Genomic DNA, 26,504 nt, shown 5'->3' on the forward strand with positions numbered 1-26,504 from the left:
CCGCGCCCTGCTTTGCATCCACGCCCCGCGGGCATGCCCGCGGCCGGGCGGCGCGCCGCGCGTAATCGCGGATGGCTCAATGCGCCTGGGTCGTGGCAAACTGCCGGTATGACTCCCTCCTTGCCATGAAAGCCAGCCTTCAACTCCGCCTGTCGCAACACCTGGCGCTGACGCCGCAGCTGCAGCAGTCGATCCGGCTCCTGCAGTTGTCCACGCTCGAATTGCAGCAGGAAGTCGCGATGGCCGTCGCGCAGAACCCGCTGCTCGAGAACGACGACGAATGGATCGCGAGCCCGCTGCGTGTCGCGGCGGACGGATCGCTGATCGCGCAGACGCCGCCCGCGCAGAACACCGAGCCGGCCTCGGCAAACGGCAGCAGCACGTCCAGCGATCGCGCGGAGCGCGACGAGCCGGCCGGTGCCGACGACTACGACGGTTACGGTTCCGGCGACGGCAACGACGGCCCGCAATGGAATCTCGACGAATTCGGCCGCGCGAGCGGCGCGTCCGACGACGACGACCTCCCGCCGCTGCAGGTGCAGGAAGCCGCGACGTCGCTGCGCGACCACCTGTCCGCGCAGTTGCGCGTCACGCAGGCCGGCCCGCGCGATCGCGCGCTCGTGATGTTCCTGATCGAGTCGCTCGACGACGACGGCTACCTGACCGCGACGCTCGACGAGGTGCTCGCCGACCTGCCGCCCGAGCTGGAGATCGACTGCGACGAACTGAACGCGGCGCTCGCGCTGCTGCACAGCTTCGACCCGCCCGGGGTCGGCGCACGCTCGGCGTCCGAATGCCTGAAGCTGCAGCTGCTGCGCCTCGATCCGTCCCCGACGCGCACGCTCGCGCTCGAGATCGTGTCGCAGCACCTCGAACTGCTCGCGGCCCGCGATTTCACACGGTTGCGCAAGCACCTGAAGGCGAGCGACGACGCGCTGCGCGACGCGCATGCGCTGATCCGCTCGCTGGAGCCGTTCCCCGGCGCCGCGTACGGCAAGGCCGAGGCCGACTACGTCGTGCCCGACATCATCGTGAAGAAGGCCGGCCAGGGGTGGCTCGCGGAACTCAATCCGGAGGTCGTGCCGCGCCTGCGGATCAACAACCTGTACGCGAACATCCTGCGCAACAGCCGCGGCGATCCGTCGGCCGGTTCGCTGAAGCAGCAGCTCCAGGAAGCGCGCTGGCTGATCAAAAATATCCAGCAGCGTTTCGACACGATCCTGCGAGTCGCGCAGGCTATTGTCGAGCGTCAGAAGAATTTCTTTGCGCACGGTGAAATTGCCATGCGCCCCTTGGTTTTGCGGGAAATAGCTGATACGCTGGGCCTACACGAGTCGACTGTCAGCCGTGTGACAACCGGGAAGTACATGCTGACCCCGTTCGGGACGCTGGAATTTAAGTACTTCTTCGGATCTCACGTTTCGACCGACACCGGTGGCGCCGCCTCGTCGACCGCCATCCGAGCCCTCATCAAGCAACTGATAGGAGCTGAAGACCCAAAATCGCCACTTTCGGACAGCCGCATTGCCGAGCTGCTGGCAGAACAGGGTTTCGTGGTCGCGCGCCGCACGGTTGCGAAATATCGCGAAGCCCTCAAGATCCCGGCAGTGAATCTGCGCAAGTCTCTTTAAGCCTGCTGCCTGCCCGGCGGCAGGCGTGTTCCGGCCACCGCGCACACGGGGAACAGGCCGGGCGACTTGTCCGCGATATGCCGCCTCGTGCGGCAGGGGCAAGTCGACCGGAGCGCCGCCTCGATGCGGCCGGGTGGTCACTCGCTTGGAGAAGCACTATGAACCTGAAGATCAGTGGACATCATCTCGAAGTCACGCCTGCCATTCGCGAATACGTGATCACCAAGCTGGACCGGGTGCTACGGCATAGCGATCAGGTGATCGATGGCACTGTGATCCTCTCGGTCGACAACCACAAGGAAAAGGACAAGCAGCAGCGCGCGGAAATCAACCTGCACCTGAAGGGCAAGGACATCTTCGTCGAAAGCGCGAACGGCAACCTGTACGCTGCGATCGATTTGCTGATCGACAAGCTGGATCGCCAGGTCGTCAAGCACATGGAGCGCCTGCAAACGCACGCGCACGACCCGATCAAGCTTCAACCGTCGATCGACCAGATCGAACTGCCGCCGCAATAACCTTACTGCAACACGCACGCCGCCCGGTTCGCCGGGCGTTTTTTTTGCGACTCCGCGCAGGGGTGCAACCGGTCGGTCCGGGCTGCGCCACGCACGCGGCTGTGCTCTATAATGTTCCGGTTATCGCCGGGGGGCGCTGGGTGCGGTAGCTGCGTTGCAGGTTGCCGATGCCACATGCCTTGATATCGCCGAACATGGAAAATCAGTCTGCCGCAGCAAGGAGACCCCAGGCCGCCCAATCGCCTGCCAACATGAATCGCCTAGCCAAAATCCTGCCCATAGAGAACGTCGTCATCGACCTCTCAGTCACCAGCAAGAAACGCGTCTTCGAACAAGCCGGGCTGATGTTCGAGAATCAGAACGGCATCGCCCGCAGCATCGTCACGGACAACCTGTTCGCGCGCGAGCGCCTCGGTTCGACCGGGCTCGGCGAAGGGGTCGCGATTCCGCACGGCCGCATCAAGGGTCTCAAGCACCCGCTCGCCGCGTTCGTCCGCCTCGCCGATGCGATCCCGTTCGAAGCGCCCGACGGCCAGCCGGTCGGCCTCCTGATCTTCCTGCTCGTCCCCGAGCAAGCCACCCAGCAGCACCTCGAGATCCTGTCGGAAATCGCGCAACTGCTATCCGATCGCGACGCGCGCGAGCGTCTGCACAACGAAACGGATATCGCCGAGTTGCATCGCCTGCTCACTCAGTGGCAACCTTGAGTTGATCCGGGCGGAATATTTTCCGGTACGCGGCGGCACACGCCGCCGTCCAGGGCCGCCCGGCGCCGGCTCGGCATGGCGACGCCCGTCGCCGCGCGCATGCACCGGCTCATTGGAGTGACGAGAGTCATGGATACGTCCAGCATCAACGCCCAGAGCATCTTCGACGACAACGCGGCCACGCTGAAACTGAGCTGGCTGACGGGGCATGAAGGCTGGGAGCGCGGCTTTTCCGCCGACACGGTCGGCAATGCGACCTCGAGCGCCGACCTCGTCGGCCACCTGAACCTGATCCACCCGAACCGGATCCAGGTGCTCGGCGAGGCCGAAATCGACTACTACCAGCGGCAAACCGACGAAGACCGCTCGCGCCACATGGCCGAGCTGATCGCGCTCGAGCCGCCGTTCCTCGTCGTCGCCGGCGGCGCCGCGGCCCCGCCCGAACTCGTGCTGCGCTGCACGCGCTCGTCCACCCCGCTGTTCACGACGCCGATGTCGGCCGCCGCCGTGATCGACAGCCTGCGGCTCTACATGTCGCGCATCCTCGCGCCGCGCGCGACGCTGCACGGCGTGTTCATCGACATCCTCGGGATGGGCGTGCTCCTGACCGGCGATTCGGGCCTCGGCAAGAGCGAACTCGGCCTCGAGCTGATCAGCCGCGGCCACGGCCTCGTCGCCGACGACGCGGTCGATTTCGTCAGACTTGGCCCCGATTTCGTCGAAGGGCGCTGCCCGCCGCTGCTGCAGAACCTGCTCGAAGTGCGCGGCCTCGGCCTGCTCGACATCAAGACGATCTTCGGCGAAACCGCCGTGCGGCGGAAAATGAAGCTGAAGCTGATCGTCCAGCTCGTACGGCGCCCCGACGGCGAATTCCAACGCCTGCCGCTCGAAAGCCAGACCGTCGACGTGCTCGGCCTGCCGATCAGCAAGGTCACGATCCAGGTCGCGGCCGGCCGCAACCTCGCGGTGCTGGTCGAGGCGGCCGTCCGGAACACGATCCTGCAGTTGCGCGGAATCGACACCTTGCGCGATTTCATGGATCGGCAACGACTCGCGATGCAGGATCCCGACAGTCAGTTCCCCGGCAAACTGGTGTAACCCGCACGCGCCGGCCGCGCAACGCCGACGCGTCGAGCCGGTGCTATGATGAAACGTCAGGATTCACTGCTTCCCATGCGCATCGTCCTTATCACCGGCATCTCCGGCTCAGGCAAGTCCGTCGCGCTGAACGCGCTCGAAGACGCAGGCTATTACTGCGTCGACAACCTGCCGCCGCACGTGCTGCCCGAACTCGCCCGCTACCTCGGCCAGAACGGCCAGCGCCGGCTCGCGGTCGCGATCGACGCGCGCTCGAGCGCGTCGCTCGACGAAATGCCCGGCCTGATCCGCGAACTGTCGGGCGAGCACGACGTGCGCGTGCTGTTCCTCAACGCCAGCACCCAGGCGCTGATCCAGCGCTTCTCCGAAACGCGCCGCCGCCATCCGCTGTCCGGCTCGCTGTCGCACGATGCGGACGTCGGCCTGCTGTCGTCGCTCGAGGAAGCGATCGAGCGCGAGCGCGACCTCGTCGCGCCGCTCGCCGAATTCGGCCACCAGATCGATACGAGCACGCTGCGCGCGAACGTGCTGCGCACGTGGGTCAAGCGCTTCATCGAGCAGAAAGACAACGACCTGATGGTGATGTTCGAGTCGTTCGGCTTCAAGCGCGGCGTGCCGCTCGACGCCGACCTGATGTTCGACGTGCGCGCGCTGCCGAACCCGTACTACGACCACGAGTTGCGCCCGCTCACCGGGCTCGACCGGCCGGTCATCGCCTTTCTCGACGCACTGCCGATCGTCCACCAGATGATCGACGACATCCATGCGTTCCTGATGAAATGGCTGCCGCACTTCCGTGATGACAACCGCAGCTACCTGACCGTCGCCATCGGCTGCACGGGCGGCCAGCATCGCTCGGTGTTCATCGCGGAAACGCTCGCCGCGCGCCTCGCGCACGAGGCGAACGTGATCGTGCGGCATCGTGACGCGCCAGTGGATGTCGACGCGTCGTCGCGGCTCGTCTCCGAGGTCGCCCGACCCTAGCGACACCCGCTCCCTTGTCAGCGCGCCATGTCCTCCCTATCGACCACCCTGATCGACCTGCCGCTGTTTCCACTGCACACGGTACTGTTTCCGGGAGGCCTGCTCCCGCTCAAGGTGTTCGAGGCGCGCTATCTCGACATGTCCCGCGCGTGCCTGCGCGATAACTCACCGTTCGGCGTGTGCCTGCTGAAGAGCGGGCCCGAAGTCGCGCAGGACGGCGCCGTGTCGGTGCCCGAGACCATCGGCTGCATGGCGCGCATCACCGAGTGCGATACCGGTGAATTCGGGATGCTGTATCTGCAGGCGGTCGGCACGCAGCGTTTCGAGCTGCTGTCGTATCGCGTCGAAGGCAACGGGCTGCTGGTCGGCATCGCGGAGCCGCTGCCCGACGACATCCCGCTCGAAGGCGAGCAGACGCTCGCGCAGTTCGGCTCGTGCGCCGAGGTGCTCGAGCGCATCATCAACGCGCTGAAGAAGTCCGATCCGGAGAAGATGCCGTTCGGCGAACCGTTCCGCCTCGACGATCCGAGCTGGGTGTCGAACCGCCTCGCGGAACTGCTGCCGCTCGACCTGCGGGCGCGGCAGAAGCTGATGGAGTTTCCGGACGTCGGCGCACGCATCGACGCCGTGCACCACGTGCTCGACCGGCACGGCTGGCTTTAGGCGGCGCCGGCCCGGCGCGTTCCCGGGCGCGCGGCGCCCTTTCCCTTTCGTTACAGCAGCGGCCCGCTCAGTGCGTCGAGCAGCTTGCGCACGGGCGCCGGGACGCCGTACGCATCGAGCCGGCTCAACGGCACCCAGGCGGTATCCGCGTCGCGCGCGGACGAAGGCAATCCACCGCCGTCCGCGATGTCGCTCAGCCGCGGTTCGATCTCGAGCCGGAAATGCGTGAAGGTGTGCGTGAGCGGGGCGAGCGGCACCGTGCCGCCGCCGCCGAAACCGCGCGCGAGTTCCGCGAGCGCGGCGTCGCCGTCCGCTTGCGGCAGGCTCCACAGTCCGCCCCAGATCCCGGTCGGCGGGCGGCGCTCCAGCAGCACGGCATCGCCATCGCGCAGCACGAGCATCCAGGTCCTGCGCGTCGGCACGGCCTTCTTCGGCCGCGCGGCCGGCAGTTCGCGCTGGCGGCCCGTCGATTGCGCGACGCAGTCGCCCGCGAACGGGCAGCGCGCGCAATCGGGCTTGCCGCGCACGCACAGCGTCGCGCCGAGATCCATCAGCCCCTGCGTGTAGGCACTCACGTCGGCCGCGTTCGCGGCATCGGGCAATAGCGATTCGGCGAGCGCCCACATGTCGTTCTCGACCCGCTTCTCGCCCGGAAACCCCTCGACGCCGAACACGCGCGCGAGCACGCGCTTCACGTTGCCGTCGAGAATCGTCGCACGCGCGCCGTAGGCGAACGACGCGATCGCGGCGGCCGTCGAGCGGCCGATGCCCGGCAGTTCGGCCAGCGCGTCGGGCGTCGCCGGAAACGCACCGCCGTGTTCGGCGACGACGACCTGCGCGCAGCGATGCAGGTTGCGCGCACGCGAGTAGTAGCCGAGCCCCGCCCACAGCGCCATCACGTCGTCGGCCGGGGCGGCGGCGAGCGCCGCGACGTCGGGGTAGCGTTCGAGAAAGCGCGTGTAGTACGGAATCACGGTCGACACCTGCGTCTGCTGCAGCATGATTTCCGACAGCCAGATCCGGTACGGATCGCGGGTGTTCTGCCACGGCAGGTCGTGGCGGCCGTGCTCGCGCTGCCACGCGACCAGGCGCGTGGCGAACGTGCGGTGCAGCGGCGTGACGGGGAACGGAGCGGGGGCGATGCGGGGCGGCTTCAAGTTATCTAATCGTGAAAAAAGGTTTCAACGCTGGCAGGTCGGGCAGAAATAGGTCGACCGCTGGCCCTGCACGATCTGGCGGATCGGCGTGCCGCATACGCGGCACGGCTGGCCCGCCCGGTCGTAGACGAAGCAGTCGAGCTGGAAGTAGCCGCTTTCGCCGTTGCTGCCGACAAAATCGCGCAACGTGCTGCCGCCGCGCTCGATCGCGTCGGCGAGCGTCGCGCGCACCGCGTCGGCCAGCCGCTCGTAGCGCGGCAGCGAGACCTTGCCGGCGGCCGTCGTCGGCCGGATGCCGGCGCGAAACAGGCTCTCCGACGCATAGATGTTGCCGACGCCGACGACCATGTCGCCCGCGAGCAGCGCCTGCTTGACCGACACCGTGCGGCCGCGCGTGCGCGCGTGCAGCAGCGCGCCGGTGAACGCCGGCGAGAACGGCTCGACGCCGAGGCTCGCGAGAAGCGGATGCGCGTGCACGTCGCCTGCTTCGCGCGGGTGCCACAACACGGCGCCGAAGCGGCGCGGGTCGCGGAACCGCAGCACGAATTCGTCGAAGATCCAGTCGATATGGTCGTGCTTCGCGGCGACCGGCACGCCGGCCGCGGGCAGCACGCGCAGCGTGCCCGTCATGCCGAGATGGACGATGAACCAGCCGGCGTCGACCTCGAACAGCAGATACTTGCCGCGACGCTCGACGGCGAGCACCTCGCGCGCGCGCAACTGCTCGGCGAGCCCCGCCGGCACGGGCCAGCGCAGCATCTCGGTACGGACGTCGACACGCTCGACGCGGCGGCCCGCGACAAAGGGCTCGATGCCCCGGCGCGTGACTTCGACTTCTGGCAACTCTGGCATGTTTTACGGGTCTGAGGCTGGATTCACGATCGTGCGTGTATTGTAGCGAGCGCGTTACAATCGGTTGAAACATCGAACGGATTTCCATGACTCTGCCCTCGAAGCTGCTTCAGAAGCGCCCCGCCGCCGTGCGCGGCGTGCGCGCCTTCCCGGTCCGCCGTGCACTCGGCGCCGCGCTGTTTGCCGCCTGGACCCTCACCGCCTTCCCGGCCCACGCGCAGGATCCGGCATCGGACGACGCGGAGCCGCAGGGTGCGTTCGAGCATGTGATGCCGGACGAGCAGAAGAATCTCCCCGGCGTGCCGCTGACGAGCCAGATCGTCTACCAGGTGCTCGCCGCCGAGGTCGCGCTCCAGCGCAACCAGCCGGCGCCCGCCTACCAGACCTACCTCGCACTTGCCCGCGACACGCGCGATCCGCGCATGGCGCAGCGCGCGACCGAGATCGCGCTCGGCGCGCAGAGCCCGGCCGACGCGCTGTCCGCCGCGAATCTGTGGCGCCAGTACGCGCCGGATTCGAACCGGGCGTCGCAGGTCGATGCCGCGCTGCTGGTGCTCGCCGGCAAGCCGGCCGACGCGCAGCCGATGCTCGCGCGCGAGCTGGCCCGCGCGACCGGCGAGACGCGCGGCCCGGCGATCCTCGCGCTGCAGGCGCTGCTCGTGCGCGGCCCCGACCGCGTCGGCGGCCTCGCGGTGCTGAAGGACATGCTGAAGAACGACATGAACCGCCCCGAGGCCCAGCTCGCGATCGCACGGCAGCAGCTCGCGGTCGACGACAAGGACGGCGCCGCGCAGTCGCTGAAGCAGGCGCTGGCGCTGCGCCCCGACTACCTGCCGGCGGCGCTGATGCTGTCGCAGATGGGCCCGGCGGAACGCGCGGCCGGCATCGCCTCGTTCGAGAAGTATGTTCAGCAGAATCCGAAGTCGCGCGATGCGCGGCTCGCGCTGTCGCAGCTGTATCTCGCCGACGACCGCCTCGACGACGCGCAGAAGCAGTTCGAGACGATGCGCAAGCTCGACGCGAAGGATCCGACGCCGCTGATGGCGCTCGCGCTGATCAAGATCCAGCAGAAGAAGCTCGACGAAGCGACCGCCTACCTGAAGCAGTACGTGCAGCTCGGCAACAAGCAGCCGAACCTCGACGTCGGCCAGGGCTACATCTACCTCGCGCAGATCGCGATCGACCAGAACAACGACGCGCAGGCGTCGCAATGGCTCGACAAGGTCGACCAGACGAGCCAGCACTACCTGCCCGCGCAAATCACGCGCGCGCAGCTGCTGCAGAAACAGGGCAAGACCGACGAGGCGCGCAAGGTGCTCGACGACCTGCCGATCACCGATCCGCGCGACGCGGCCGTGGTCGCGCGCACCGACGCGTCGATCCTGTTCACAGCGAAACGCTATCCGGAAGCCGAGGCGCGGCTCGGCCAAGCGGTCCAGGACTTCCCCGACGATCCCGACCTGCGCTACGACTACGCGATGGCGGCCGAAAAGACCGGCCACTACACGACGATGGAAAAGCAGTTGCGCGAGCTGATCCGCACGCAGCCCGACAACCCGCAGGCGTACAACGCGCTCGGCTATTCGCTGGCCGACCGCAACCAGCGCCTGCCCGAAGCCAGCAAGCTGATCGACAAGGCGATGGCGCTCGCGCCGAACGACGCGTACATCATGGACAGCCTCGGCTGGGTGAAGTACCGGATGGGCGACACGGCCGGCGCGACCAAGGTCCTGCGGCGCGCGTACGAACTGCAGCCGAACGCCGAAATCGGCGCGCACCTCGGCGAAGTGCTGTGGAAGAGCGGCGCGCAGGACGACGCGCGTTCCGCATGGCGCGACGCGCAGAAGCTCGAACCCGACAACGAGACGCTCGTGCAGACGCTGAAGCGCCTCCAGATCAACGGCCTCTGATGCGGATGTTCCCGACGCTTTCCCCGTTCTCCCGCGCGCAGCGCACGCTGGCCGCGGCCGGCGCGGCGCTCGCGCTCGCCGGCTGCGCGAGCACGCCGCCGTCGGCCAGCGCGCCGGCGACCGGCGCGGTGCTGCAAACGGCCGCGTCGCATGCTTACCACGGCCGCTTCGCGGTGCAGTACGACGACCGTCTCGGCAAGCAGCAGCACGTGTACGGCAACTTCGACTGGCAGGAACACGGCGACGACGTGTCGCTCGAGCTGCGCAGCCCGCTCGGCCAGACGCTCGCGATCGTGAAATCGACGCCGCAGGCAGCCTCGCTCGAACTGCCGAACCGTCCGACGCAATACGCGCCGGACGTCGGCGACCTGATGCAGAAGACGCTCGGCTTCGAACTGCCGCTCGCCGGCCTGCGCTACTGGCTGCTGCCGACGGCCGCGCCCGCGACGCAGGCGGAAACCGTGCGCGACCCGGCCGACGGCACGCGCGTCAAGCAGATCCGCCAGGACGGCTGGACGATCGACTACCTTGCCTACGCGGATGCCCCGGCCACGGGCGTCAAACGCGTCAACCTCGTGCGCGCGACACCGCCGCTCGACATCAAGCTCGTGCTCGACCAGTGAGCACCGGCCCAGCCCAGACATACGCATGACCGATTCGACCCGCTCGCTGCGCAACTGCCTTGCGCCCGCGAAACTCAACCTGTTCCTGCACATCACCGGCCGTCGCCCGAACGGCTATCACGACCTGCAGAGCGTGTTCCAGCTGCTGAACTGGGGCGATACGCTGCACTTCACGCTGCGCGACGACGGTCGCGTCGCACGCGTCACCGACGTGCCCGGCGTGCCCGAGGAAAGCGATCTCGTCGTGCGCGCGGCCAACCTGCTGAAAACGCATACGGGCACCGCGCACGGCGTCGACATCGAGATCGACAAGTGCCTGCCGATGGGCGCCGGTCTCGGCGGCGGCAGCTCCGACGCGGCGACGACGCTGCTCGCGCTGAACCGCCTTTGGCAGCTCGACCTGCCGCGTGCCGAGCTGCAGTCGCTCGCGGTCAAACTCGGCGCCGACGTCCCGTTTTTTATTTTTGGAAAAAATGCGTTCGCAGAGGGTATCGGAGAAGAATTAGCTGAGGTAGAATTGCCGACTCGCTGGTTCTTGGTTGTGACGCCAAGCGTTCATGTCCCGACCGCTGAAATATTTTCAGATGAGTTGTTGACAAGAGATACGAAGCCCGTCACAATTGCTGACTTTCTTGCACAGCAAACCAGCGATGCGGGATGGCCAGATAGCTTCGGCCGGAACGACATGCAGGAAGTTGTAACAAGGAAGTACGCGGAAGTTGCGCAGGCGGTCAAATGGTTGTATGATGTTACCCCCGCGAGGATGACCGGCTCCGGAGCAAGCGTGTTTGCAGCGTTTCACAGCAAGCACGAGGCAGAAGCGGCGAAAGCCAAGCTGCCCGCCAGCTGGAAGGGCGCAGTTGCCGAGAGTCTGAACGAGCATCCGCTCTTCGCTTTCGCGTCATGAAGTTTTACTTTGCCGAACGGCCTACACGAGTTCGGTGAAGCAGTCAGTTAAGTGTAGGGGAGTCGCCAAGTTGGTCAAGGCACCGGATTTTGATTCCGGCATGCGAGGGTTCGAGTCCTTCCTCCCCTGCCAAAAATTTTCCCGCATTTCCCGCCCCAAGCCTGAAGCAGGTGCACGATGAGCAGCCACAGCCATGATGGCCTGATGGTCTTTACTGGCAACGCGAATCCCGCGCTTGCCCAGGAAGTCGTCAATATCCTTGGTATCCCCCTCGGCAAAGCAATGGTCAGCCGTTTCTCCGACGGCGAGATCCAGGTCGAGATCCAGGAAAACGTGCGTGGCAAGGACGTCTTCGTCCTGCAATCCACGTGCGCACCGGCGAACGACAACCTGATGGAACTGATGATCATGGTCGATGCGCTCAAGCGCGCATCCGCCGGCCGGATCACCGCAGCCATCCCCTACTTCGGCTACGCTCGTCAGGATCGCCGCCCGCGTTCGGCGCGGGTCGCGATCTCGGCGAAGATCGTCGCGAACATGCTGGAAATCGCCGGCGTCGAGCGGATCATCACGATGGATCTGCACGCCGACCAGATTCAGGGCTTCTTCGACATCCCGGTCGACAACATCTACGCAACGCCGATCCTGCTGGGCGACCTGCGCAAGCAGAACTACTCGGATCTGCTCGTCGTGTCGCCGGACGTCGGCGGCGTGGTGCGTGCCCGGGCACTCGCGAAGCAGCTCAACTGCGATCTCGCGATCATCGACAAGCGTCGCCCGAAGGCGAACGTCGCCGAAGTGATGAACATCATCGGTGAAGTCGAAGGCCGCACCTGCGTGATCATGGACGACATGGTCGATACGGCCGGCACGCTCTGCAAGGCCGCACAAGTGCTGAAGGACCGCGGTGCGAAGCAGGTGTTCGCGTACGCGACGCACCCCGTGCTGTCGGGCGGCGCCGCGGATCGCATCGCCGCATCGGCACTCGACGAGCTGGTCGTCACCGACACGATCCCGCTGTCGGCCGAATCGCTGGCCTGCTCGAAGATCCGCTCGCTGACGAGCGCGAGCCTGCTGGCCGAGACGTTCTCGCGGATCCGCCGCGGCGATTCGGTGATGTCGCTGTTCGCGGAATCCTGATCGCGAATCGACGGAACAAAGCATGCGCGGAAAGCGAAGCGGCAACGCTTCGCTTTTTGCACAATCGGACGGGATAGACGAAACCCCGGCCGTTTCATCAGGGGCCGCCGTTTGACGGCCCCGTTTTACTGCCTGGTCGCGGGCAGCTATTGGAGAATCATATGAAAGTCGTCGCTTTCGAGCGCCAACAGCAAGGTACGGGTGCGAGCCGCCGCCTGCGCAACGCTGGCAAGACCACGGGTATCGTTTACGGTGGCGAAGCCGCCCCGCAAAAGATCGAACTGGATCACAACGCCCTGTGGCACGCCCTGAAGAAGGAAGCTTTCCACTCGTCGATCCTCGACCTCGAAGTGGCTGGCCAGTCGCAACAGGTTCTGCTGCGCGACGTGCAATACCACCCGTTCAAGCAACTGGTGCTGCACGTGGACTTCCAGCGCGTTGACGCGAAGAAGAAGCTGCACACGAAGGCACCGCTGCACTTCCTGAACGCGGAAGTCAGCCCGGCCGTGAAGCTGTCGAGCGCGATCGTTTCGCACGTCGCGACGGAAATCGAAATCGAGTGCCTGCCGGCCGACCTGCCGGAGTTCCTCGAAGTCGACCTGTCGAAGATCGAAGCCGGTCAATCGCTGCACGCGAAGGACATCACGCTGCCGAAGGGCGTCGCGCTGGTCGCGCACATCGACGCGGAAAACCCGGTCATCGCTTCGGCGACGGTCCCGGCTGGTGCCGTGTCGGACGCAGCCGAAGGCGAAACGCCGGCTGCCTAAGCGGCTGCCTACGCGCCCCATCGATCCGTTTCACGAAACGGTCGACGCAACCCGCCGCGGCTTGCCCGGCGGGTTTTTCTTTTTCTGCGCCAAGGCGGCCGCTGCCGCCTTCGAAACGTCATGATCAAACTGATCGTCGGCCTCGGCAATCCCGGGGCGGAATACACCGCGACGCGCCACAACGCCGGCTTCTGGCTGATCGACCAGCTCGCCCGCGAAGCCGGCACGACGCTGCGCGACGAACGCCGCTTCCACGGCTTCTACGCGAAAGCGCGCCTGCACGGCGAGGAAGTCCATCTGCTCGAGCCGCAGACCTACATGAACCGCTCCGGCCAGTCGGTCGTCGCGCTCGCGCAATTCTTCAAGATCCTGCCCGACGAGATCCTCGTCGCGCATGACGAGCTCGACCTGCCACCCGGCACCGTGAAACTGAAGCTCGGCGGCGGCAGCGGCGGCCACAACGGCCTGAAGGACATCTCCGCGCACCTGTCGTCGCAGCAATACTGGCGGCTGCGGATCGGCATCGGCCATCCGCGCGACCTGATTCCGGAAAGCGCACGCGCCGGCGCGAAGCCCGACGTCGCGAACTTCGTGCTGAAGCCGCCGCGCCGCGAGGAGCAGGACGTGATCGACGCGTCGATCGAACGCGCGCTCGCCGTGATGCCGATGGTCGTCAAGGGCGAACTCGACCGCGCGACGATGCAACTGCATCGCAACTGATCGCCGCTCGCACCGGCCCGGTGCATCGGGCCGTCCGGCGTCGCCGGGCGGCTGCGCCCGCCCCACTACGACGCGCACATGCGGTAATCTCGACGTTTTGCCCGACAGGAGCCAAGCGGTGAGCCGTTACTGGAGCGACGTCGTTCAGCAACTCGTGCCTTACGTGCCGGGCGAGCAGCCCGCGCTCGCGCACCCCGTCAAGCTGAACACCAACGAGAATCCCTATCCGCCGTCGCCGCGCGTCGTCGCGGCGATCGCACGCGAACTCGGCACGACCGGCGACACGCTGCGTCGTTATCCCGACCCGGTCGCGCGCGCGCTGCGCGAGACGGTCGCGGCCCATCACCGCATCAAGCCCGAGCAGGTGTTCGTCGGCAACGGCTCCGACGAGGTGCTCGCGCACACGTTCCAGGCGCTGCTGAAGCACGACCGGCCGCTGCGCTTTCCGGACATCACGTACAGCTTCTATCCGACCTACGCGCGTCTGTACGGTGTCGAGACCGCGATCGTGCCGCTCGCGGACGACTTCTCGATCCGTGTCGACGACTACCTCGACGATGCCGGCGGCGTGCTGTTTCCGAACCCGAATGCGCCGACCGGGCGCGCGCTGCCGCTCGCGGATGTCGAGCGGATCGCGGCCGCGAACCCGTCATCGGTCGTCGTGATCGACGAGGCGTATGTCGATTTCGGCGCGCAGTCGGCGATTACGCTGATCGACCGTCATCCGAACCTGCTCGTCGTGCACACGACGTCGAAGGCGCGCTCGCTCGCCGGCATGCGCGTCGGCTTCGCGTTCGGCGATGCGGCGCTGATCGACGCACTGAACCGCGTGAAGGACAGCTTCAACTCCTATCCGCTCGACCGGCTCGCGCAGGTCGCCGCGCAGGCCGCGTATGAAGACACCGACTATTTCGACGCGACCTGCCGGCGCGTGGTCGACAGCCGGACGCGGCTCACGCACGCGCTCGACGCGCTCGGCTTCGACATCGTGCCGTCGGCGGCGAATTTCGTGTTCGCGCGCCATCCCGCGCACGATGCGGGCACGATCGCGGCGAAACTGAAGGAACGGGAAATTTTCGTGCGGCACTTCCGGCTGCCGAGGATCGACCAGCACCTGCGCATCACGGTCGGCACCGACGCCGAATGCGACGCGCTCGTCGCGGCGTTGCGCGAGTGGCTGGCCTGATACGGAAGAACCGGCGCCGGGTGGCGCCGCTCTGAACGCAGGACGCGCGCTCGCCCATCAACGGGCGCGCGTCACTGCCGGATCACGATGCGTCGTCGCCCTTCACGGCGATCAGCGCGTGATACTTCTCCATCAATTGCGCGTGCGATTCGTCATGCTGCGGATCGCGCGGAATGCATTCGACCGGACACACCTGCTGGCACTGCGGTTCGTCGAAATGGCCGACGCACTCGGTGCACTTGTTCGGGTCGATCACGTAGATGTCCGGGCCCATCGAAATCGCGCCGTTCGGGCACTCGGGCTCGCACACGTCGCAATTGATGCACTCGTCGGTAATCATCAAAGCCATACTGATCTCACTTCCTCAGGCCGGCGGCCGGCTTCGCGACGAAACCGGCCGGCGCCGCATCACGCGGCAGGGCCTCCCATCGCCGTCACTTTCTCGGTCAGCCACTTCTCGACGGACGGGAACACGAACTTGCTGACATCGCCGCCCAACTGCGCGATTTCGCGCACGATCGTCCCCGAGATGAACTGGTACTGATCGGACGGCGTCATGAACATCGTCTCGACGTCGGGCAACAGGTAGCGGTTCATCCCCGCCATCTGGAACTCATATTCGAAATCGGACACGGCACGCAGGCCGCGCACGATCACGCGTGCGTTGTTGGTCCGGACGAAATCCTTCAGGAGGCCGGTGAAACTCATCACCTTCACGTTCGGGTAATGGCCGAGCACCTCGTTCGCAATCGTCAGACGTTCTTCGAGCGAGAAAAACGGCTTTTTCGCGCGGCTGTCGGCGACGCCCACGACCAGCGTATCAAAAATGCTCGACGCACGCCGCACGAGGTCTTCGTGCCCGCGCGTCAGCGGATCGAACGTACCGGGATACACGGCGACTACCATGTCGCTCCTCCTGTCATCACGCAAACGGGATGGCAGCCGCGCGATGCGCACGCCACTGCCGAGATGGGCATGCGTCGCCTTTGCGGCGCGCCGCCTCGTATGGAACGCGCATTATTCATCATTTTCGCGCCGCAGCAAATGATAGTGAACCGCGCCGGCCTTGCCGTGCTTCACCACCTCCCAGCCCGCGAGCGCCTCGTGCGCGGCCGGGTCGAGTTCCGCCCCCGTTTCGACGTACAGCGCGCCGCCCGCCGCGACGAGCGGCGCCGCCAGCGCGATCGCGCGATCGAGCACGGCCGGTTCGCCGAACGGCGGATCGAGAAACACGACGTCGAACGCGCCCGGCGTGAGCCCGGCTGCGAGCCGCAGCGCATCGGCCTCGGCAACCTCGACCGAACGGGCGCCGAGCTTGTCCTTGATCGCTCGCAGCTGCTGCGCGGCGCGCGGGTGACGCTCGACCATCACGACGCCCGCCGCGCCGCGCGACGCGGCCTCGAAGCCGAGCGCGCCGGTGCCCGCGAACAGGTCGAGGCAGCGGCGGCCTTCGAGATCCTGGCCGAGCCAGTTGAACAGCGTCTCGCGCACGCGGTCGGGTGTCGGCCGCAGGCCGTCGAGATCGAGCACCGCGAGCGGCGTGCGCTTCCAGTCGCCGCCGATGATGCGGATCGTGTGCGGCTTGCCGCGGGCAGGAGGGGCCGCCGGGCGGCCGGAAGAGGAACGGGACATACGGGATATCGACGACGGAGGGACCGGGCGCGCGCAGGGGCGCACCGCCAAACAGGCGCACGTTACCACAGCGGCGGCGCGCGCTGACGCGAGCGCCACGCCGCACTGATAAAATGCACGGTTTCGGCCGCCGTGCGCCGCGCCCGCGCGAACGCAGAACGGCCCGCCCAGCGCCCCGCCTCTCTCGGCGGGCCTGCCCTCTTCCCGACGTCAGACCATGTTCAGTTTCTTCAAACGATTCAAGAAATCGCAGGAGCCCGATCCGGCGGAATCGCAATCGGCCGACGCGCAGCAAGCGGACGAGCCGTCCGATGCGCCCGCGCCCGTGGCCCCGCCCGCGGCCGACGTGCCGCAGGCACCCGCGCAACCGGCCGCGCCGGCCGTCGTGATGACGGTCACGCCGACCAACGACGGCCGCGACGAGGTCGTCGAGACGGTCGAGATCGTCCCGCCGCCGCTGCAGGACGCGTCCGCGAAGAAGTCGTGGCTCGCGCGCCTGAAAACGGGGCTCGCGAAAACGGGCTCGAGCATCACCGGCGTCTTCGTCAACACGAAGATCGACGAGGATCTGTACGAGGAGCTCGAAACCGCGCTGCTGATGTCCGACGCGGGCGTCGATGCGACCGAGTACCTGCTCGGCGCGCTGCGCGAAAAGGTGCGCACGGGCCGGCTGACCGACCCGCAGCAGGTAAAGGGCGCGCTGCACGACCTGCTCGTCGAACTGCTGACGCCGCTCGAGAAATCGCTGATGCTCGGCCGCGCGCAGCCGCTCGTGATGATGATCGCCGGCGTGAACGGCGCGGGCAAGACGACCAGCATCGGCAAGCTCGCGAAGCATCTGCAGAGCTTCGACCAGTCGGTGCTGCTGGCCGCGGGCGACACGTTCCGCGCGGCCGCGCGCGAGCAGCTCGCGGTCTGGGGCGAGCGCAACAACGTGACGGTCGTGCAGCAGGAAAGCGGCGATCCGGCCGCGGTGATCTTCGACGCGGTCAGCGCCGCGCGCGCGCGCAAGATCGACGTGATGATGGCCGATACGGCCGGCCGCCTGCCGACGCAGCTCCACCTGATGGAAGAGCTGAAGAAGGTAAAGCGCGTGATTGCGAAGGCGCACGACGGCGCGCCGCACGAAGTGCTGCTGGTGATCGACGCGAACACCGGCCAGAACGCGCTCACGCAGGTGAAGGCATTCGACGACGCGCTCGGCCTCACGGGCCTGATCGTCACGAAGCTCGACGGCACCGCGAAGGGCGGGATTCTCGCCGCGATCGCGCGGCAACGCCCGGTGCCCGTCTACTTCATCGGCGTCGGCGAAAAGGTCGAGGACCTGCAGCCGTTCAGCGCGGTGGAATTCGCGGACGCGCTGCTCGGCTGACCCTCGCCGGCACGCATCGCACGGGGCGCCTTCGGGCGCCCTTTTTCATGCGCGCCCGCTCGTCACCAGCGGCGCGGCGCGCTCATTCCGCGTCGGGCTGCGCGCCCGGCTCGGCGGCCTTGAACGCGTCGAGCGCCGCGGCGTGGTCGGCGATCCGCTGGATCGTCGGGAAGCGCGTGGTATCGATCGAGAAGCGGTTCGCGTTGAACACCTGCGGCACGAGGCACACGTCGGCGAGCGTCGGCGTGTCGCCGAAGCACAGCTTGCCGGTGCGCGGATCGCTCGCGAGACGCGTCTCGAGCGTCTCGAAGCCGGCCTCGATCCAGTGCCGGTACCACGCGCTCTTCGCCTCCTCGGGCACCTTCATCGTGTGCTTCAGGTACTTCAGCACGCGCAGGTTGTTCAGCGGATGGATTTCGCACGCGATCTGCAGCGCGATCGCGCGCACGTATGCGCGATCGACCGGCTGCTTCGGCAGCAGCGCGGGCTCGGGATGGGTTTCCTCGAGATACTCGATGATCGCGAGCGACTGCTGCAGCGTCGCGTCGCCGTCGACCAGCGTCGGCACGACCGCGTCCGGATTCACTGCGCGGTACGCGTCCTTCAGTTGCTCGCCGCCGTCGCGCAGCATGTGCACGGGAACATAGTCGAACGGCAGCCGCTTCAGGTTCAGGGCAATCCGCACGCGGTACGACGCGGAACTGCGGAAATAGCTGTAGAGCTTCATGGGATGTCTCTGTTGGTCGTATTCGGCCGGCAACGGCACGGGCGCGGCGCAACCGGCGCGCGCACCGCCGGGACCCAGAGTGTAGCGCGGCACGATGCGCGGCCGCGCCCGTGCGATACTCGGGCATTCCTCACCGCTCACCGCGCGGCCCGATGCCGGCCGCCCGCCCCACGCCCCGATGACCGCTTCCCCCGACACCGCCGCCGCTCCGTTCCCTTGCGCCCGCTTCATCAAGGAAATCGGCCGCGGCCCGAACGGCGCGCGCGCGCTGTCCGCCGAGGACACGTTCGCGCTCTACCGCGCGATGCTCGACGCACGCGTGTCGGACGTCGAACTCGGCGCGATCCTGATCGCCTATCGGCTGAAGGGCGAAACCGCCGACGAACTGGCCGCGATGCTCGCCGCCGCGCAGGCGTCGTTCGAGCCCGTGCACGTGCAGGACGCCGCGTTCCGCCCGGTCGCGATCCCGAGCTACAACGGTGCGCGCAAGCAGCCGAACCTCGTGCCGCTGCTCGCGCTGCTGCTCGCGCGCGAAGGCGTACCGGCGCTCGTGCACGGCGTGGAGCGCGATCCCGGTCGCGTGACGAGCGCGGAGATCTTCTCCGCGCTGTCGCTCGCGCCGTCGGCGTCGCACGATGCGATCGAGGACATGCTGGCCGAGCGCCGCGTCGCGTTCGCACCGATCGGCGTCCTGGCGCCGCGCATCGCCCGCCTGCTGTCGATGCGCAGCGTGCTCGGCGTACGCAACTCGACGCACACGCTCGTGAAGATCCTGCAGCCGTTCGCGCCGGCCGGGCTGCGGCTCGTCAACTACACGCATCCGCCGTACCGCGACAGCCTCGCGCAACTGTTTCGCGATCATCCGGACGCCGCGCTGGGCGGCGCGCTGCTCGCGCGCGGCACCGAGGGCGAAGCCGTCGCCGACACGCGGCGCCAGGTGCAGGTCGACTGGCTGCACGACGGCGTGTGCGACACACTGATCGAGGCCGAGCGTTCTTCGACCGATGCGCCGCCCGTCGCGCTGCCCGAAGCGCGCGATGCGGCGACCACGGCCGCGTGGACGGACGCCGTGCTGCGCGGCGAGGTGCCGGTGCCGGACACGGTGGCGCGGCAGGTCGCGACGATCGTGGAGATCGCGCGCATCGCACGCTGACGACGCGGCCGCGACCGGCCCCTTTGTCCCGACCATTTGACACGCGCCCGCATCCTGGCATAGAGTGACTGCCATGCGTTCCTTTCCGAACACCCTCCGAATTACCTCCGGCCGCCTAGCGCGGCCGCTATCGCTACGACTAGCCTAAGGCTGTCGTAGCGCCGTGTGCTGTCCGCACGGTCCCTCCCAGCAGTTCCTCGCAGTACCCCTCTCGCAGTTTTTACAACCGAAGTCGTCAGCATTCGTCCGTCTATCCGTCGGCCGATTCGCGAAGATCATCCGCATCCGCGGCGCAATGGCGCGCGGCGATGCGAGGCAGCGCCAACCGTCGCTCATGCCGCCCGTCTTCGCTCGCGACTTGAGACCCGAGGTCCAGAAGATGCAGCGCAATCCGCAAGACAAGTACCGTCCGTTCGAACCCGTCCGCCTCAATGGCCGCCGCTGGCCGTCCCGCACCATCGAGCGCGCGCCCGTGTGGATGAGCACCGACCTGCGCGACGGCAACCAGTCGCTGATCGAGCCGATGAGCATCGAGCAGAAGCTCGAATTCTTCGAGATGCTGGTGGCGATCGGGTTCAAGGAGATCGAAGTCGGTTTTCCGTCGGCGTCGCAAACCGACTTCGATTTCGTCCGCAAGCTGATCGACGACCAGCGGATTCCCGACGACGTGACGATCGAGGTGCTCGTGCAGTCGCGCGAGGACCTGATCGCCCGCACGTTCGACGCGCTCGAAGGCGTGCCGCGCGCGATCGTGCACCTGTACAACGCGGTGTGCCCGTCGTTCCGCCGCATCGTGTTCGGGATGTCGAAAAACGACGTGAAGGCGCTCGCGATCGACGGCACGCGCATCATCAAGGCGCACGCCGACGCGCGCCCCGACACGCAGTGGACCTTCCAGTACTCGCCGGAAACCTTCAGCATGACCGAGCTGACGTTTGCACGCGAGATCTGCGACGCGGTCGCGCAGACGTGGCGCCCGACCCGCGACCACAAGATGATCGTCAACCTGCCGGCCACCGTCGAAGCCGCAAGCCCGAACGTGTTCGCCGACCAGATCGAATGGATGGACCGCAACCTCGCGTATCGCGACAGCATCGTGCTGTCGGTGCATCCGCACAACGACCGCGGCACCGCGGTGGCGGCGGCCGAACTCGCGCTGCTCGCGGGCGCCGACCGCATCGAGGGCTGCCTGTTCGGCAACGGCGAACGCACCGGCAACGTCGATCTCGTCACGCTCGCGCTGAACCTCTACACGCAGGGCATCGACCCGGGCCTCGACTTCTCCGACATCGACGCGGTGCGCCGCGTCGTCGAACGCTGCAACCAGATTCCCGTGCACCCGCGCCACCCGTACGCGGGCGACCTCGTGTTCACCGCGTTCTCGGGCTCGCACCAGGACGCGATCCGCAAGGGTTTCGCGCAGCAACGCCCCGACGCGGTCTGGGAAGTGCCGTACCTGCCGATCGACCCGGCCGACCTCGGCCGCAGCTATGACGCGGTGATCCGCGTGAACAGCCAGTCCGGCAAGGGCGGCGCGACGTTCCTGCTCGAACGCGGGATGGGCTTCACGCCGACGCGGCGCGTGCAGATCGAATTCAGCCACGCGGTGCAGACGCTCGCGGACGCATCCGGCGAGGAAGTGACGGGCGACGCGATCTGCGCGCTGTTCACGCGCGAATTCTTCGAGACCGACGGCCCGGCCGCGCGCCACGGCGGCAGCGCGCGCTGGCAGAACCGCGAGATCGCGGCGGCGCCCGCGGCCGCGACCGAGTCGGAGCCGGAGGACGCCGTGCGACGATTCGCCGCGGCCTTCGCGGCGGCGGCCGGCGCCGCGATCGACGTCGCGTCGTGCGAATCGGTGCGCGCGACGGACGGACGGTTCGCGGTATCGGTCGGCTGCCGGGTCGGCGACGCACCGCTGCGGCACGGCGTCGGCCTGCATGCCGATGCGGCGAGCGCCGCGCTCGACGCGGTCGTCAGTGCGATCAACCGATCGGCGTGGCACTGCACGGACCACCGCGCGGCGGCCTGACGGCCGCGCATCGACCGAGCGTTCAAACGTCAGCGAGCGGAACGACCGCCCGTGCGCCGCGCGATCCGCGCCGCACGGGCCAGCAAAAAGCGGCCCAGAAGGCCGCTCGATTCGGGGGCATGAAAAGGAGCGCGACGCGCGCTCATGTCTCGGTCGCGCACCGCGTCGCCTGCCACGCGAGCAGGCACCAGCGCCCCTGTTCCTCGGTGTGGACGGACGTATAAGCGATCGGGAAGACCAAGCCGCCGTTGTTCGTTTCCATCTCGATCAACGCGCGCCCGGTGACGACGCAGGTTTCGCCGCCGACCGGCAGCACGTCCTGCGACTGGATTTCGATCTGGCGATAGCGGCGGCGGCCGGCGACGATGGCATCGATGAACTGCTGCTTGGTTTCGCGTTTGCCGTTGGTGTGCACGAAGAACACCTTGTCCGACAGCAGCGCGCCGAGCGCCTCGCCGTCCCCGTCCACCATCGCCCGGAACCGATCGCGCTCGAGCGCGCGGATCGCATCGATCACCTTCGCCATCGCCTGACTCCTCGGCAACGCGCCCGCCGTGCGCGGGCGTGCGGATCAGAAGTTGTACTGCACGTAGAACTGGTGGAAATTTATACCAGGATTCGGCTCTTTGATACCCGCGTTAGACACATGTTCAAAACGGTAGCCGACCTGATACTGTTGCCGTTGGCCGAACTGCACGCCGACGCCCCCGGTCGGCGCGAACTGGAACGCGGTCGACAGCGAGAAGTTGTTCGAGATCGTCGGATGGGTCAGGAGCCGGACCCCGCCGCCCGCCTCGATGAACGGGCGAATTTCGCCCGTGCTCTTGATGAAGCGGAACAACGGCGTCACGCCGAATTCGCCGATGCTGCCGTGGACGTTGCCGCCCGTGTGCCAGTATCCGGCGTGCCCTTCGACGACGAACGCGAAGTGCCAGCCGCCGACCTGCCACCAGTTCCAGCCCGGATCCCACACGACGCCCAGGTCGCCCTTGTCGATCCCGCGCCGATCCGAAAACCCGCCGCCCGCCTGGATCCCCCATCGATCCGCGAACGCCGCACCCGATCCGCCCAGCAGGGACGCCGCCAGCAACGCATGCAGCGCAAGCCGGCTGCGGGGCCGGCGATTCTTCTTATTGTTCATCTGACACTCCAACTTTTTGGGTTGAATGGAGCCTGCCGCGACGGCCTGGCCCGAGCGAACTGAATGGTATGGTAAAGGACTTTTCGGATCGGCATCACGAAGCGAAATGGCTTGCTTCCAAAACGGCAAAAATCGAAATCGTCTACTGATTACCATCAGAAACAACGGTTTACGGAACTTCGCGTCGCGCCCCGGGTCGCAAATTAGACTATCGATTCGACTTCTTCGATAGAAAAACGGGAACTCGGATGCCCACGTCCGCTCTAAGGATTAGCACTCGTCTTCCGGGAGTGCTAAGATGGCCCACGGAATCTCATTCGAGACCGGGGGTTTGTCCCTGATTCCAAAGGAGTTTTTAGTGAGCAACGCCCTGACCCTCCCGAACACCCTGAGCCCGACGCCGGCCAAGGCCGAATCGGCAGGCTCGCTGGCGCTCGCAGCCCAATCGATGTTGCCCGGCCAGCTCGGCAACATCGACGCGTACATCCAGGCCGTCAACCGCATTCCGCTGCTGACCGCCGAAGAGGAACGCCGGTACGCAACCGAATTCCGCGAGGACAACAACCTCGACTCGGCGCGCCGCCTCGTGCTGTCGCACCTGCGTCTGGTCGTGTCGGTCGCACGCAACTATCTCGGCTACGGCCTGCCGCACGGCGACCTGATCCAGGAAGGCAACATCGGCCTGATGAAGGCGGTGAAGCGTTTCGACCCGGCGCAAAACGTGCGCCTGGTGTCGTACGCGATCCACTGGATCAAGGCCGAGATCCACGAGTACATCCTGCGCAACTGGCGCATGGTGAAGGTCGCGACGACGAAGGCGCAGCGCAAGCTGTTCTTCAACCTGCGCAGCCACAAGAAGTCCATGCAGGCGATGACGCCCGAGGAAATCGACGGTCTCGCGCAGGAACTCAACGTCAAGCGCGAAGACGTGACCGAGATGGAAACGCGCCTGTCGGGCGGCGATATCGCGCTCGAAGGGCAGGTGGAAGACGGCGAGGAATCGTACGCGCCGATCGCCTACCTGGCCGACTCGCACAACGAGCCGACCGCCGTGCTCGCCGCGCGTCAGCGCGACATGCTGCAGACGGACGGCATCGCGCAGGCGCTCGAGGCACTCGACGCGCGCAGCCGCCGCATCATCGAGGCGCGCTGGCTGCACGTCGACGACGACGGCTCGGGCGGCTCGACGCTGCACGATCTCGCCGCCGAATTCGGCGTGTCCGCGGAACGCATCCGCCAGATCGAAGCGAGCGCAATGAAAAAGATGCGCACGGCCCTCGCCGAATACGCGTAAATCCCCGGCGCTCGAGCGCGCCTCGTCGAAAACCGCTGCCCGACCGGCAGCGGTTTTTTTTCGCCCGTCTTTTTAGCGGACTTTCACGCGCTTCCGCATGCGCTTCTCTTCCCGCTTCTCTTCCCGCTTCTCTTCCCGTTTCTCCGCTCGTTTCCCTTCCCGTCTCTCCGCCGATTAATTGAGCTGATTCATCAGGTATTCGGCCATTTGCGGGCCCCTTCCGCATAACCTTGATCTGCCTCAACTTTTGCCCCTCGTTTCGCGACGGTCTGCCGCAGCGCAGCACTCGGCATCGGAAAGCAGTCCTTTTAAAATTGGCATGTCAGGCGCAAAAGGATTAAAACAGCTTCACGGCCGTCATAAATCCGACGTAAAGTCGCCCCAAATCCGACGTAAATCGATTCAGGATAATCACCTTGATCTCGATCAATAAAGAGCCTGCGCCGCCTTCCCCGCGGCCGCCCGGCACGATCGGCTGGCGCGCGCGCATCGCCGCGTGGGCACGCGGACCGACCCTCGCCCGCGACATCACCCTGGTGCTGATCGTCAAGCTGATCCTCCTGATGTCGCTCAAATACGCATTCTTCAATCATCCGCAGGCCGAGCACATGTCGCTTCCGCCTGCCGCCGTCGCCGAGAAGCTGCTCTCGGTACCGGCGCCTGCATCTACCGAGGGAGACCACCATGATAAGTAGCGATGTCGTCGATCTGTCACGTCTGCAGTTCGGCATCACGGCGCTCTACCACTTCCTGTTCGTGCCGCTGACGCTCGGCCTGTCCTGGCTGCTCGTCATCATGGAAGCGGTCTACGTGATGACCGGCAAGCAGGTCTACAAGGACATGACGCAGTTCTGGGGCAAGCTGTTCGGGATCAACTTCGCGATGGGCGTGACGACCGGCATCACGCTCGAATTCCAGTTCGGCACGAACTGGTCGTACTACTCGCACTACGTCGGCGACATCTTCGGCGTGCCGCTCGCGGTCGAGGGGCTGATGGCGTTCTTCCTCGAATCGACGTTCGTCGGCCTGTTCTTCTTCGGCTGGAACCGCCTGTCGAAGGTCAAGCACCTGATCGTCACGTTCCTCGTCGCGCTGGGCTCGAACCTGTCCGCGCTGTGGATCCTCGTCGCGAACGGCTGGATGAACAACCCGGTCGGCGCCGAGTTCAACTACCAGACGATGCGCATGGAGCTGACCAGCCTGTTCGACGTGCTGTTCAACCCGGTCGCGCAGGTGAAGTTCGTGCATACGGTGTCGGCCGGCTACGTGACGGCCGCGATGTTCGTGCTCGGCGTGTCGTCGTGGTACCTGCTGAAGAAGCGCGACGTCGACTTCGCGCTGCGCTCGTTCGCGGTCGCGGCCGGCTTCGGCCTCGCGGCGACGCTGTGCGTGATCGTGCTCGGTGACGAATCGGGCTACACGACCGGCGAAGTGCAGAAGATGAAGCTCGCCGCGATCGAATCCGAATGGGAAACGCAGCCGGCGCCCGCGTCGTTCACGCTGATCGGCATTCCGAACCAGGAAGAACAGCGCACCGACTACGCGATCAAGATCCCGTACGCGCTCGGCCTGATCGCGACGCGCTCGATCGACGAGCCCGTGATCGGCCTGCGCGATCTCGCGAAGCACAGCGAGGAGCACATCCAGAGCGGGATGATCGCGTACGGCGCGCTGCAGAAGCTGAAGGAAGGCGACACGAGCGCGGCCACGCGCGCGTTGTTCGACCAGCACAAGCAGTATCTCGGCTACGGGCTGATGCTCAAGCAGTTCACGCCGAACGTCGTCGATGCGACGCCGGAGCAGATCAAGGCCGCCGCGAAGAAGACGATTCCGCCGGTCGCGCCCGTGTTCTTCTCGTTCCGGATCATGGTGTTCCTCGGCTTCCTGTTCCTCGCGACCTTCGTCGCCGCGTTCTGGTTCTGCGCGCGCCGCGAACTGCTGCAGGACAACCGCCGCTGGTTCCTCCGCTATGCGGTGTGGGCGATCCCGCTGCCGTGGCTGGCCGCGGAATTCGGCTGGGTGGTCGCCGAGCTCGGCCGCCAGCCGTGGACGATCGCGGGCATCCTGCCGACGCACCTGTCCGCGTCGAGCCTGCAGCCGAGCGACCTGTACCTGAGTCTCGCGGGTTTCATCCTGTTCTACACCGTCCTGTTCGTCATCGAGATCACGCTGATGTTCAAGTACGCGCGCCTCGGCCCGTCGTCGCTGCATACCGGCCGTTATCACCACGAACTCGCGGCCGCCAGCGAGCGCGCCCCGGCGTGAGCACGCACCCGAAACGGAACAAGGA

27 protein-coding genes and 1 tRNA gene are annotated in these 26,504 nt (G+C 66.6%); 20 read left to right on the forward strand and 8 right to left on the reverse strand.

The window, feature by feature from the left end:
* Positions 1-125: 125 nt before the first annotated feature.
* From AC0KUR_RS15820 to AC0KUR_RS15845, 6 genes are all read left to right on the forward strand, one after another.
* Positions 126-1,631 (forward strand): RNA polymerase factor sigma-54, encoded by a 1,506-nt coding sequence (locus AC0KUR_RS15820; RefSeq protein WP_034189274.1) that lies wholly within the window; start codon positions 126-128, stop codon positions 1,629-1,631.
* 158 nt (positions 1,632-1,789) lie between these two features.
* Positions 1,790-2,149, forward strand: coding sequence for a ribosome hibernation-promoting factor, HPF/YfiA family (hpf, locus tag AC0KUR_RS15825; RefSeq protein WP_006477786.1), 360 nt, complete (start codon positions 1,790-1,792; stop codon positions 2,147-2,149).
* A gap of 194 nt (positions 2,150-2,343) precedes the next feature.
* On the forward strand, positions 2,344-2,856 hold the full coding sequence (locus AC0KUR_RS15830) for a PTS sugar transporter subunit IIA (RefSeq protein ID WP_049034209.1): 513 nt from the start codon (positions 2,344-2,346) through the stop codon (positions 2,854-2,856).
* A 129-nt stretch (positions 2,857-2,985) separates the two neighbouring features.
* Positions 2,986-3,954, forward strand: a complete 969-nt coding sequence (hprK, locus tag AC0KUR_RS15835) for an HPr(Ser) kinase/phosphatase (RefSeq protein ID WP_011353227.1) — start codon at positions 2,986-2,988, stop codon at positions 3,952-3,954.
* A 75-nt stretch (positions 3,955-4,029) separates the two neighbouring features.
* The gene (gene rapZ / locus AC0KUR_RS15840) at positions 4,030-4,938 is read left to right on the forward strand and encodes an RNase adapter RapZ (protein ID WP_034189273.1); all 909 of its coding nucleotides are present in this window, start codon (positions 4,030-4,032) and stop codon (positions 4,936-4,938) included.
* Between the two features lie 27 nt (positions 4,939-4,965).
* Positions 4,966-5,601 carry an LON peptidase substrate-binding domain-containing protein gene (locus tag AC0KUR_RS15845; RefSeq protein ID WP_034189272.1) on the forward strand — a complete coding sequence of 212 codons (636 nt, stop codon included), beginning with the start codon at positions 4,966-4,968 and terminating at the stop codon, positions 5,599-5,601.
* A gap of 50 nt (positions 5,602-5,651) precedes the next feature.
* Here the strand turns inward: AC0KUR_RS15845 and mutY are convergent, their stop codons facing one another.
* Both mutY and mutM read right to left on the reverse strand, forming a co-directional pair.
* Positions 5,652-6,758 carry an A/G-specific adenine glycosylase gene (gene mutY / locus AC0KUR_RS15850; protein ID WP_034189271.1) on the reverse strand — a complete coding sequence of 369 codons (1,107 nt, stop codon included), beginning with the start codon at positions 6,756-6,758 and terminating at the stop codon, positions 5,652-5,654.
* A gap of 24 nt (positions 6,759-6,782) precedes the next feature.
* Positions 6,783-7,610, reverse strand: a complete 828-nt coding sequence (gene mutM / locus AC0KUR_RS15855; protein ID WP_034189270.1) for a bifunctional DNA-formamidopyrimidine glycosylase/DNA-(apurinic or apyrimidinic site) lyase — start codon at positions 7,608-7,610, stop codon at positions 6,783-6,785.
* 86 nt (positions 7,611-7,696) lie between these two features.
* Between mutM and AC0KUR_RS15860 the strand changes: the two genes are divergently transcribed.
* The 8 genes from AC0KUR_RS15860 to hisC all read left to right on the forward strand — a co-directional run bounded on the left by AC0KUR_RS15860 (position 7,697) and on the right by hisC (position 14,863).
* Complete coding sequence (locus tag AC0KUR_RS15860; protein ID WP_059558731.1) at positions 7,697-9,520, forward strand: tetratricopeptide repeat protein; 1,824 nt, start codon at positions 7,697-7,699, stop codon at positions 9,518-9,520.
* Complete coding sequence (gene lolB / locus AC0KUR_RS15865; RefSeq protein WP_059558733.1) at positions 9,520-10,143, forward strand: lipoprotein insertase outer membrane protein LolB; 624 nt, start codon at positions 9,520-9,522, stop codon at positions 10,141-10,143. The genes AC0KUR_RS15860 and lolB overlap by 1 nt, the downstream gene beginning before the upstream one ends.
* A gap of 25 nt (positions 10,144-10,168) precedes the next feature.
* On the forward strand, positions 10,169-11,050 hold the full coding sequence (gene ispE / locus AC0KUR_RS15870) for a 4-(cytidine 5'-diphospho)-2-C-methyl-D-erythritol kinase (RefSeq protein ID WP_069706839.1): 882 nt from the start codon (positions 10,169-10,171) through the stop codon (positions 11,048-11,050).
* Positions 11,051-11,105: 55 nt separating this feature from the next.
* Positions 11,106-11,182 (forward strand) — tRNA-Gln (locus tag AC0KUR_RS15875).
* 45 nt (positions 11,183-11,227) lie between these two features.
* Positions 11,228-12,190 (forward strand): ribose-phosphate pyrophosphokinase, encoded by a 963-nt coding sequence (locus tag AC0KUR_RS15880; RefSeq protein WP_034189266.1) that lies wholly within the window; start codon positions 11,228-11,230, stop codon positions 12,188-12,190.
* Between the two features lie 161 nt (positions 12,191-12,351).
* Positions 12,352-12,957, forward strand: coding sequence for a 50S ribosomal protein L25/general stress protein Ctc (locus tag AC0KUR_RS15885; protein WP_034189265.1), 606 nt, complete (start codon positions 12,352-12,354; stop codon positions 12,955-12,957).
* Positions 12,958-13,077: 120 nt separating this feature from the next.
* A complete protein-coding gene (pth, locus tag AC0KUR_RS15890; protein WP_034189264.1) occupies positions 13,078-13,677 on the forward strand; it encodes an aminoacyl-tRNA hydrolase in 600 nt (199 codons plus the stop codon).
* 118 nt (positions 13,678-13,795) lie between these two features.
* Complete coding sequence (gene hisC, locus AC0KUR_RS15895) at positions 13,796-14,863, forward strand: histidinol-phosphate transaminase (RefSeq protein WP_034189263.1); 1,068 nt, start codon at positions 13,796-13,798, stop codon at positions 14,861-14,863.
* An 82-nt stretch (positions 14,864-14,945) separates the two neighbouring features.
* On the opposite strand, the gene AC0KUR_RS15900 is transcribed toward hisC, so the two are convergent.
* From AC0KUR_RS15900 to rsmD, 3 genes are all read right to left on the reverse strand, one after another.
* Positions 14,946-15,212: a YfhL family 4Fe-4S dicluster ferredoxin gene (locus tag AC0KUR_RS15900; RefSeq protein ID WP_006477774.1), complete on the reverse strand. Its 267-nt coding sequence runs from the start codon at positions 15,210-15,212 to the stop codon at positions 14,946-14,948.
* Between the two features lie 59 nt (positions 15,213-15,271).
* Entirely contained in the window at positions 15,272-15,769 is a 498-nt protein-coding gene (gene coaD, locus AC0KUR_RS15905) for a pantetheine-phosphate adenylyltransferase (protein ID WP_021163047.1), read from the reverse strand.
* Positions 15,770-15,880: 111 nt separating this feature from the next.
* Entirely contained in the window at positions 15,881-16,495 is a 615-nt protein-coding gene (rsmD, locus tag AC0KUR_RS15910) for a 16S rRNA (guanine(966)-N(2))-methyltransferase RsmD (protein WP_049034320.1), read from the reverse strand.
* A 217-nt stretch (positions 16,496-16,712) separates the two neighbouring features.
* Here rsmD and ftsY point away from each other — a divergent pair, with 217 nt between their 5' ends.
* The gene (gene ftsY / locus AC0KUR_RS15915) at positions 16,713-17,867 is read left to right on the forward strand and encodes a signal recognition particle-docking protein FtsY (protein ID WP_034189261.1); all 1,155 of its coding nucleotides are present in this window, start codon (positions 16,713-16,715) and stop codon (positions 17,865-17,867) included.
* Positions 17,868-17,949: 82 nt separating this feature from the next.
* Here the strand turns inward: ftsY and maiA are convergent, their stop codons facing one another.
* Positions 17,950-18,594, reverse strand: a complete 645-nt coding sequence (gene maiA / locus AC0KUR_RS15920; RefSeq protein ID WP_049034324.1) for a maleylacetoacetate isomerase — start codon at positions 18,592-18,594, stop codon at positions 17,950-17,952.
* 178 nt (positions 18,595-18,772) lie between these two features.
* Between maiA and ybiB the strand changes: the two genes are divergently transcribed.
* Positions 18,773-19,747: a DNA-binding protein YbiB gene (gene ybiB, locus AC0KUR_RS15925; protein ID WP_034189259.1), complete on the forward strand. Its 975-nt coding sequence runs from the start codon at positions 18,773-18,775 to the stop codon at positions 19,745-19,747.
* Positions 19,748-20,126: 379 nt separating this feature from the next.
* Positions 20,127-21,779, forward strand: coding sequence for a 2-isopropylmalate synthase (gene leuA / locus AC0KUR_RS15930; protein ID WP_473376221.1), 1,653 nt, complete (start codon positions 20,127-20,129; stop codon positions 21,777-21,779).
* A 142-nt stretch (positions 21,780-21,921) separates the two neighbouring features.
* Here the strand turns inward: leuA and AC0KUR_RS15935 are convergent, their stop codons facing one another.
* Positions 21,922-22,305, reverse strand: coding sequence for a nuclear transport factor 2 family protein (locus AC0KUR_RS15935; protein ID WP_034189258.1), 384 nt, complete (start codon positions 22,303-22,305; stop codon positions 21,922-21,924).
* 45 nt (positions 22,306-22,350) lie between these two features.
* Positions 22,351-22,920 (reverse strand): acyloxyacyl hydrolase, encoded by a 570-nt coding sequence (locus AC0KUR_RS15940; RefSeq protein ID WP_034189257.1) that lies wholly within the window; start codon positions 22,918-22,920, stop codon positions 22,351-22,353.
* 358 nt (positions 22,921-23,278) lie between these two features.
* Here AC0KUR_RS15940 and rpoH point away from each other — a divergent pair, with 358 nt between their 5' ends.
* The 3 genes from rpoH to AC0KUR_RS15955 all read left to right on the forward strand — a co-directional run bounded on the left by rpoH (position 23,279) and on the right by AC0KUR_RS15955 (position 26,479).
* Positions 23,279-24,214: an RNA polymerase sigma factor RpoH gene (gene rpoH / locus AC0KUR_RS15945; RefSeq protein WP_034189256.1), complete on the forward strand. Its 936-nt coding sequence runs from the start codon at positions 23,279-23,281 to the stop codon at positions 24,212-24,214.
* A gap of 416 nt (positions 24,215-24,630) precedes the next feature.
* Positions 24,631-24,909, forward strand: a complete 279-nt coding sequence (cydP, locus tag AC0KUR_RS15950) for a cytochrome oxidase putative small subunit CydP (protein WP_034189255.1) — start codon at positions 24,631-24,633, stop codon at positions 24,907-24,909.
* On the forward strand, positions 24,899-26,479 hold the full coding sequence (locus AC0KUR_RS15955; protein WP_034189254.1) for a cytochrome ubiquinol oxidase subunit I: 1,581 nt from the start codon (positions 24,899-24,901) through the stop codon (positions 26,477-26,479). Before cydP ends, AC0KUR_RS15955 begins: the two co-directional genes overlap by 11 nt.
* The last annotated feature ends 25 nt before the right edge of the window (positions 26,480-26,504 follow it).

This window comes from Burkholderia sp. YHN3-13 (assembly GCF_055810675.1).

Bases quoted from the DNA above. Each gene is read 5' to 3' on its own strand.
- AC0KUR_RS15860 (WP_059558731.1), top strand. From the start codon at position 7,697: ATGACTCTGCCCTCGAAGCTGCTTCAGAAGCGCCCCGCCGCCGTGCGC.
- rapZ (WP_034189273.1), top strand. From the start codon at position 4,030: ATGCGCATCGTCCTTATCACCGGCATCTCCGGCTCAGGCAAGTCCGTC.
- rsmD (WP_049034320.1), bottom strand. From the start codon at position 16,495: ATGTCCCGTTCCTCTTCCGGCCGCCCGGCGGCCCCTCCTGCCCGCGGC.
- pth (WP_034189264.1), top strand. From the start codon at position 13,078: ATGATCAAACTGATCGTCGGCCTCGGCAATCCCGGGGCGGAATACACC.
- ispE (WP_069706839.1), top strand. From the start codon at position 10,169: ATGACCGATTCGACCCGCTCGCTGCGCAACTGCCTTGCGCCCGCGAAA.
- hpf (WP_006477786.1), top strand. From the start codon at position 1,790: ATGAACCTGAAGATCAGTGGACATCATCTCGAAGTCACGCCTGCCATT.
- mutM (WP_034189270.1), bottom strand. From the start codon at position 7,610: ATGCCAGAGTTGCCAGAAGTCGAAGTCACGCGCCGGGGCATCGAGCCC.
- AC0KUR_RS15940 (WP_034189257.1), bottom strand. From the start codon at position 22,920: ATGAACAATAAGAAGAATCGCCGGCCCCGCAGCCGGCTTGCGCTGCAT.
- ybiB (WP_034189259.1), top strand. From the start codon at position 18,773: ATGACCGCTTCCCCCGACACCGCCGCCGCTCCGTTCCCTTGCGCCCGC.
- AC0KUR_RS15935 (WP_034189258.1), bottom strand. From the start codon at position 22,305: ATGGCGAAGGTGATCGATGCGATCCGCGCGCTCGAGCGCGATCGGTTC.
- coaD (WP_021163047.1), bottom strand. From the start codon at position 15,769: ATGGTAGTCGCCGTGTATCCCGGTACGTTCGATCCGCTGACGCGCGGG.
- maiA (WP_049034324.1), bottom strand. From the start codon at position 18,594: ATGAAGCTCTACAGCTATTTCCGCAGTTCCGCGTCGTACCGCGTGCGG.
- ftsY (WP_034189261.1), top strand. From the start codon at position 16,713: ATGTTCAGTTTCTTCAAACGATTCAAGAAATCGCAGGAGCCCGATCCG.
- AC0KUR_RS15900 (WP_006477774.1), bottom strand. From the start codon at position 15,212: ATGGCTTTGATGATTACCGACGAGTGCATCAATTGCGACGTGTGCGAG.
- AC0KUR_RS15830 (WP_049034209.1), top strand. From the start codon at position 2,344: ATGGAAAATCAGTCTGCCGCAGCAAGGAGACCCCAGGCCGCCCAATCG.
- AC0KUR_RS15880 (WP_034189266.1), top strand. From the start codon at position 11,228: ATGAGCAGCCACAGCCATGATGGCCTGATGGTCTTTACTGGCAACGCG.
- AC0KUR_RS15820 (WP_034189274.1), top strand. From the start codon at position 126: ATGAAAGCCAGCCTTCAACTCCGCCTGTCGCAACACCTGGCGCTGACG.
- AC0KUR_RS15885 (WP_034189265.1), top strand. From the start codon at position 12,352: ATGAAAGTCGTCGCTTTCGAGCGCCAACAGCAAGGTACGGGTGCGAGC.
- lolB (WP_059558733.1), top strand. From the start codon at position 9,520: ATGCGGATGTTCCCGACGCTTTCCCCGTTCTCCCGCGCGCAGCGCACG.
- AC0KUR_RS15955 (WP_034189254.1), top strand. From the start codon at position 24,899: ATGATAAGTAGCGATGTCGTCGATCTGTCACGTCTGCAGTTCGGCATC.
- leuA (WP_473376221.1), top strand. From the start codon at position 20,127: ATGCAGCGCAATCCGCAAGACAAGTACCGTCCGTTCGAACCCGTCCGC.
- hprK (WP_011353227.1), top strand. From the start codon at position 2,986: ATGGATACGTCCAGCATCAACGCCCAGAGCATCTTCGACGACAACGCG.
- AC0KUR_RS15845 (WP_034189272.1), top strand. From the start codon at position 4,966: ATGTCCTCCCTATCGACCACCCTGATCGACCTGCCGCTGTTTCCACTG.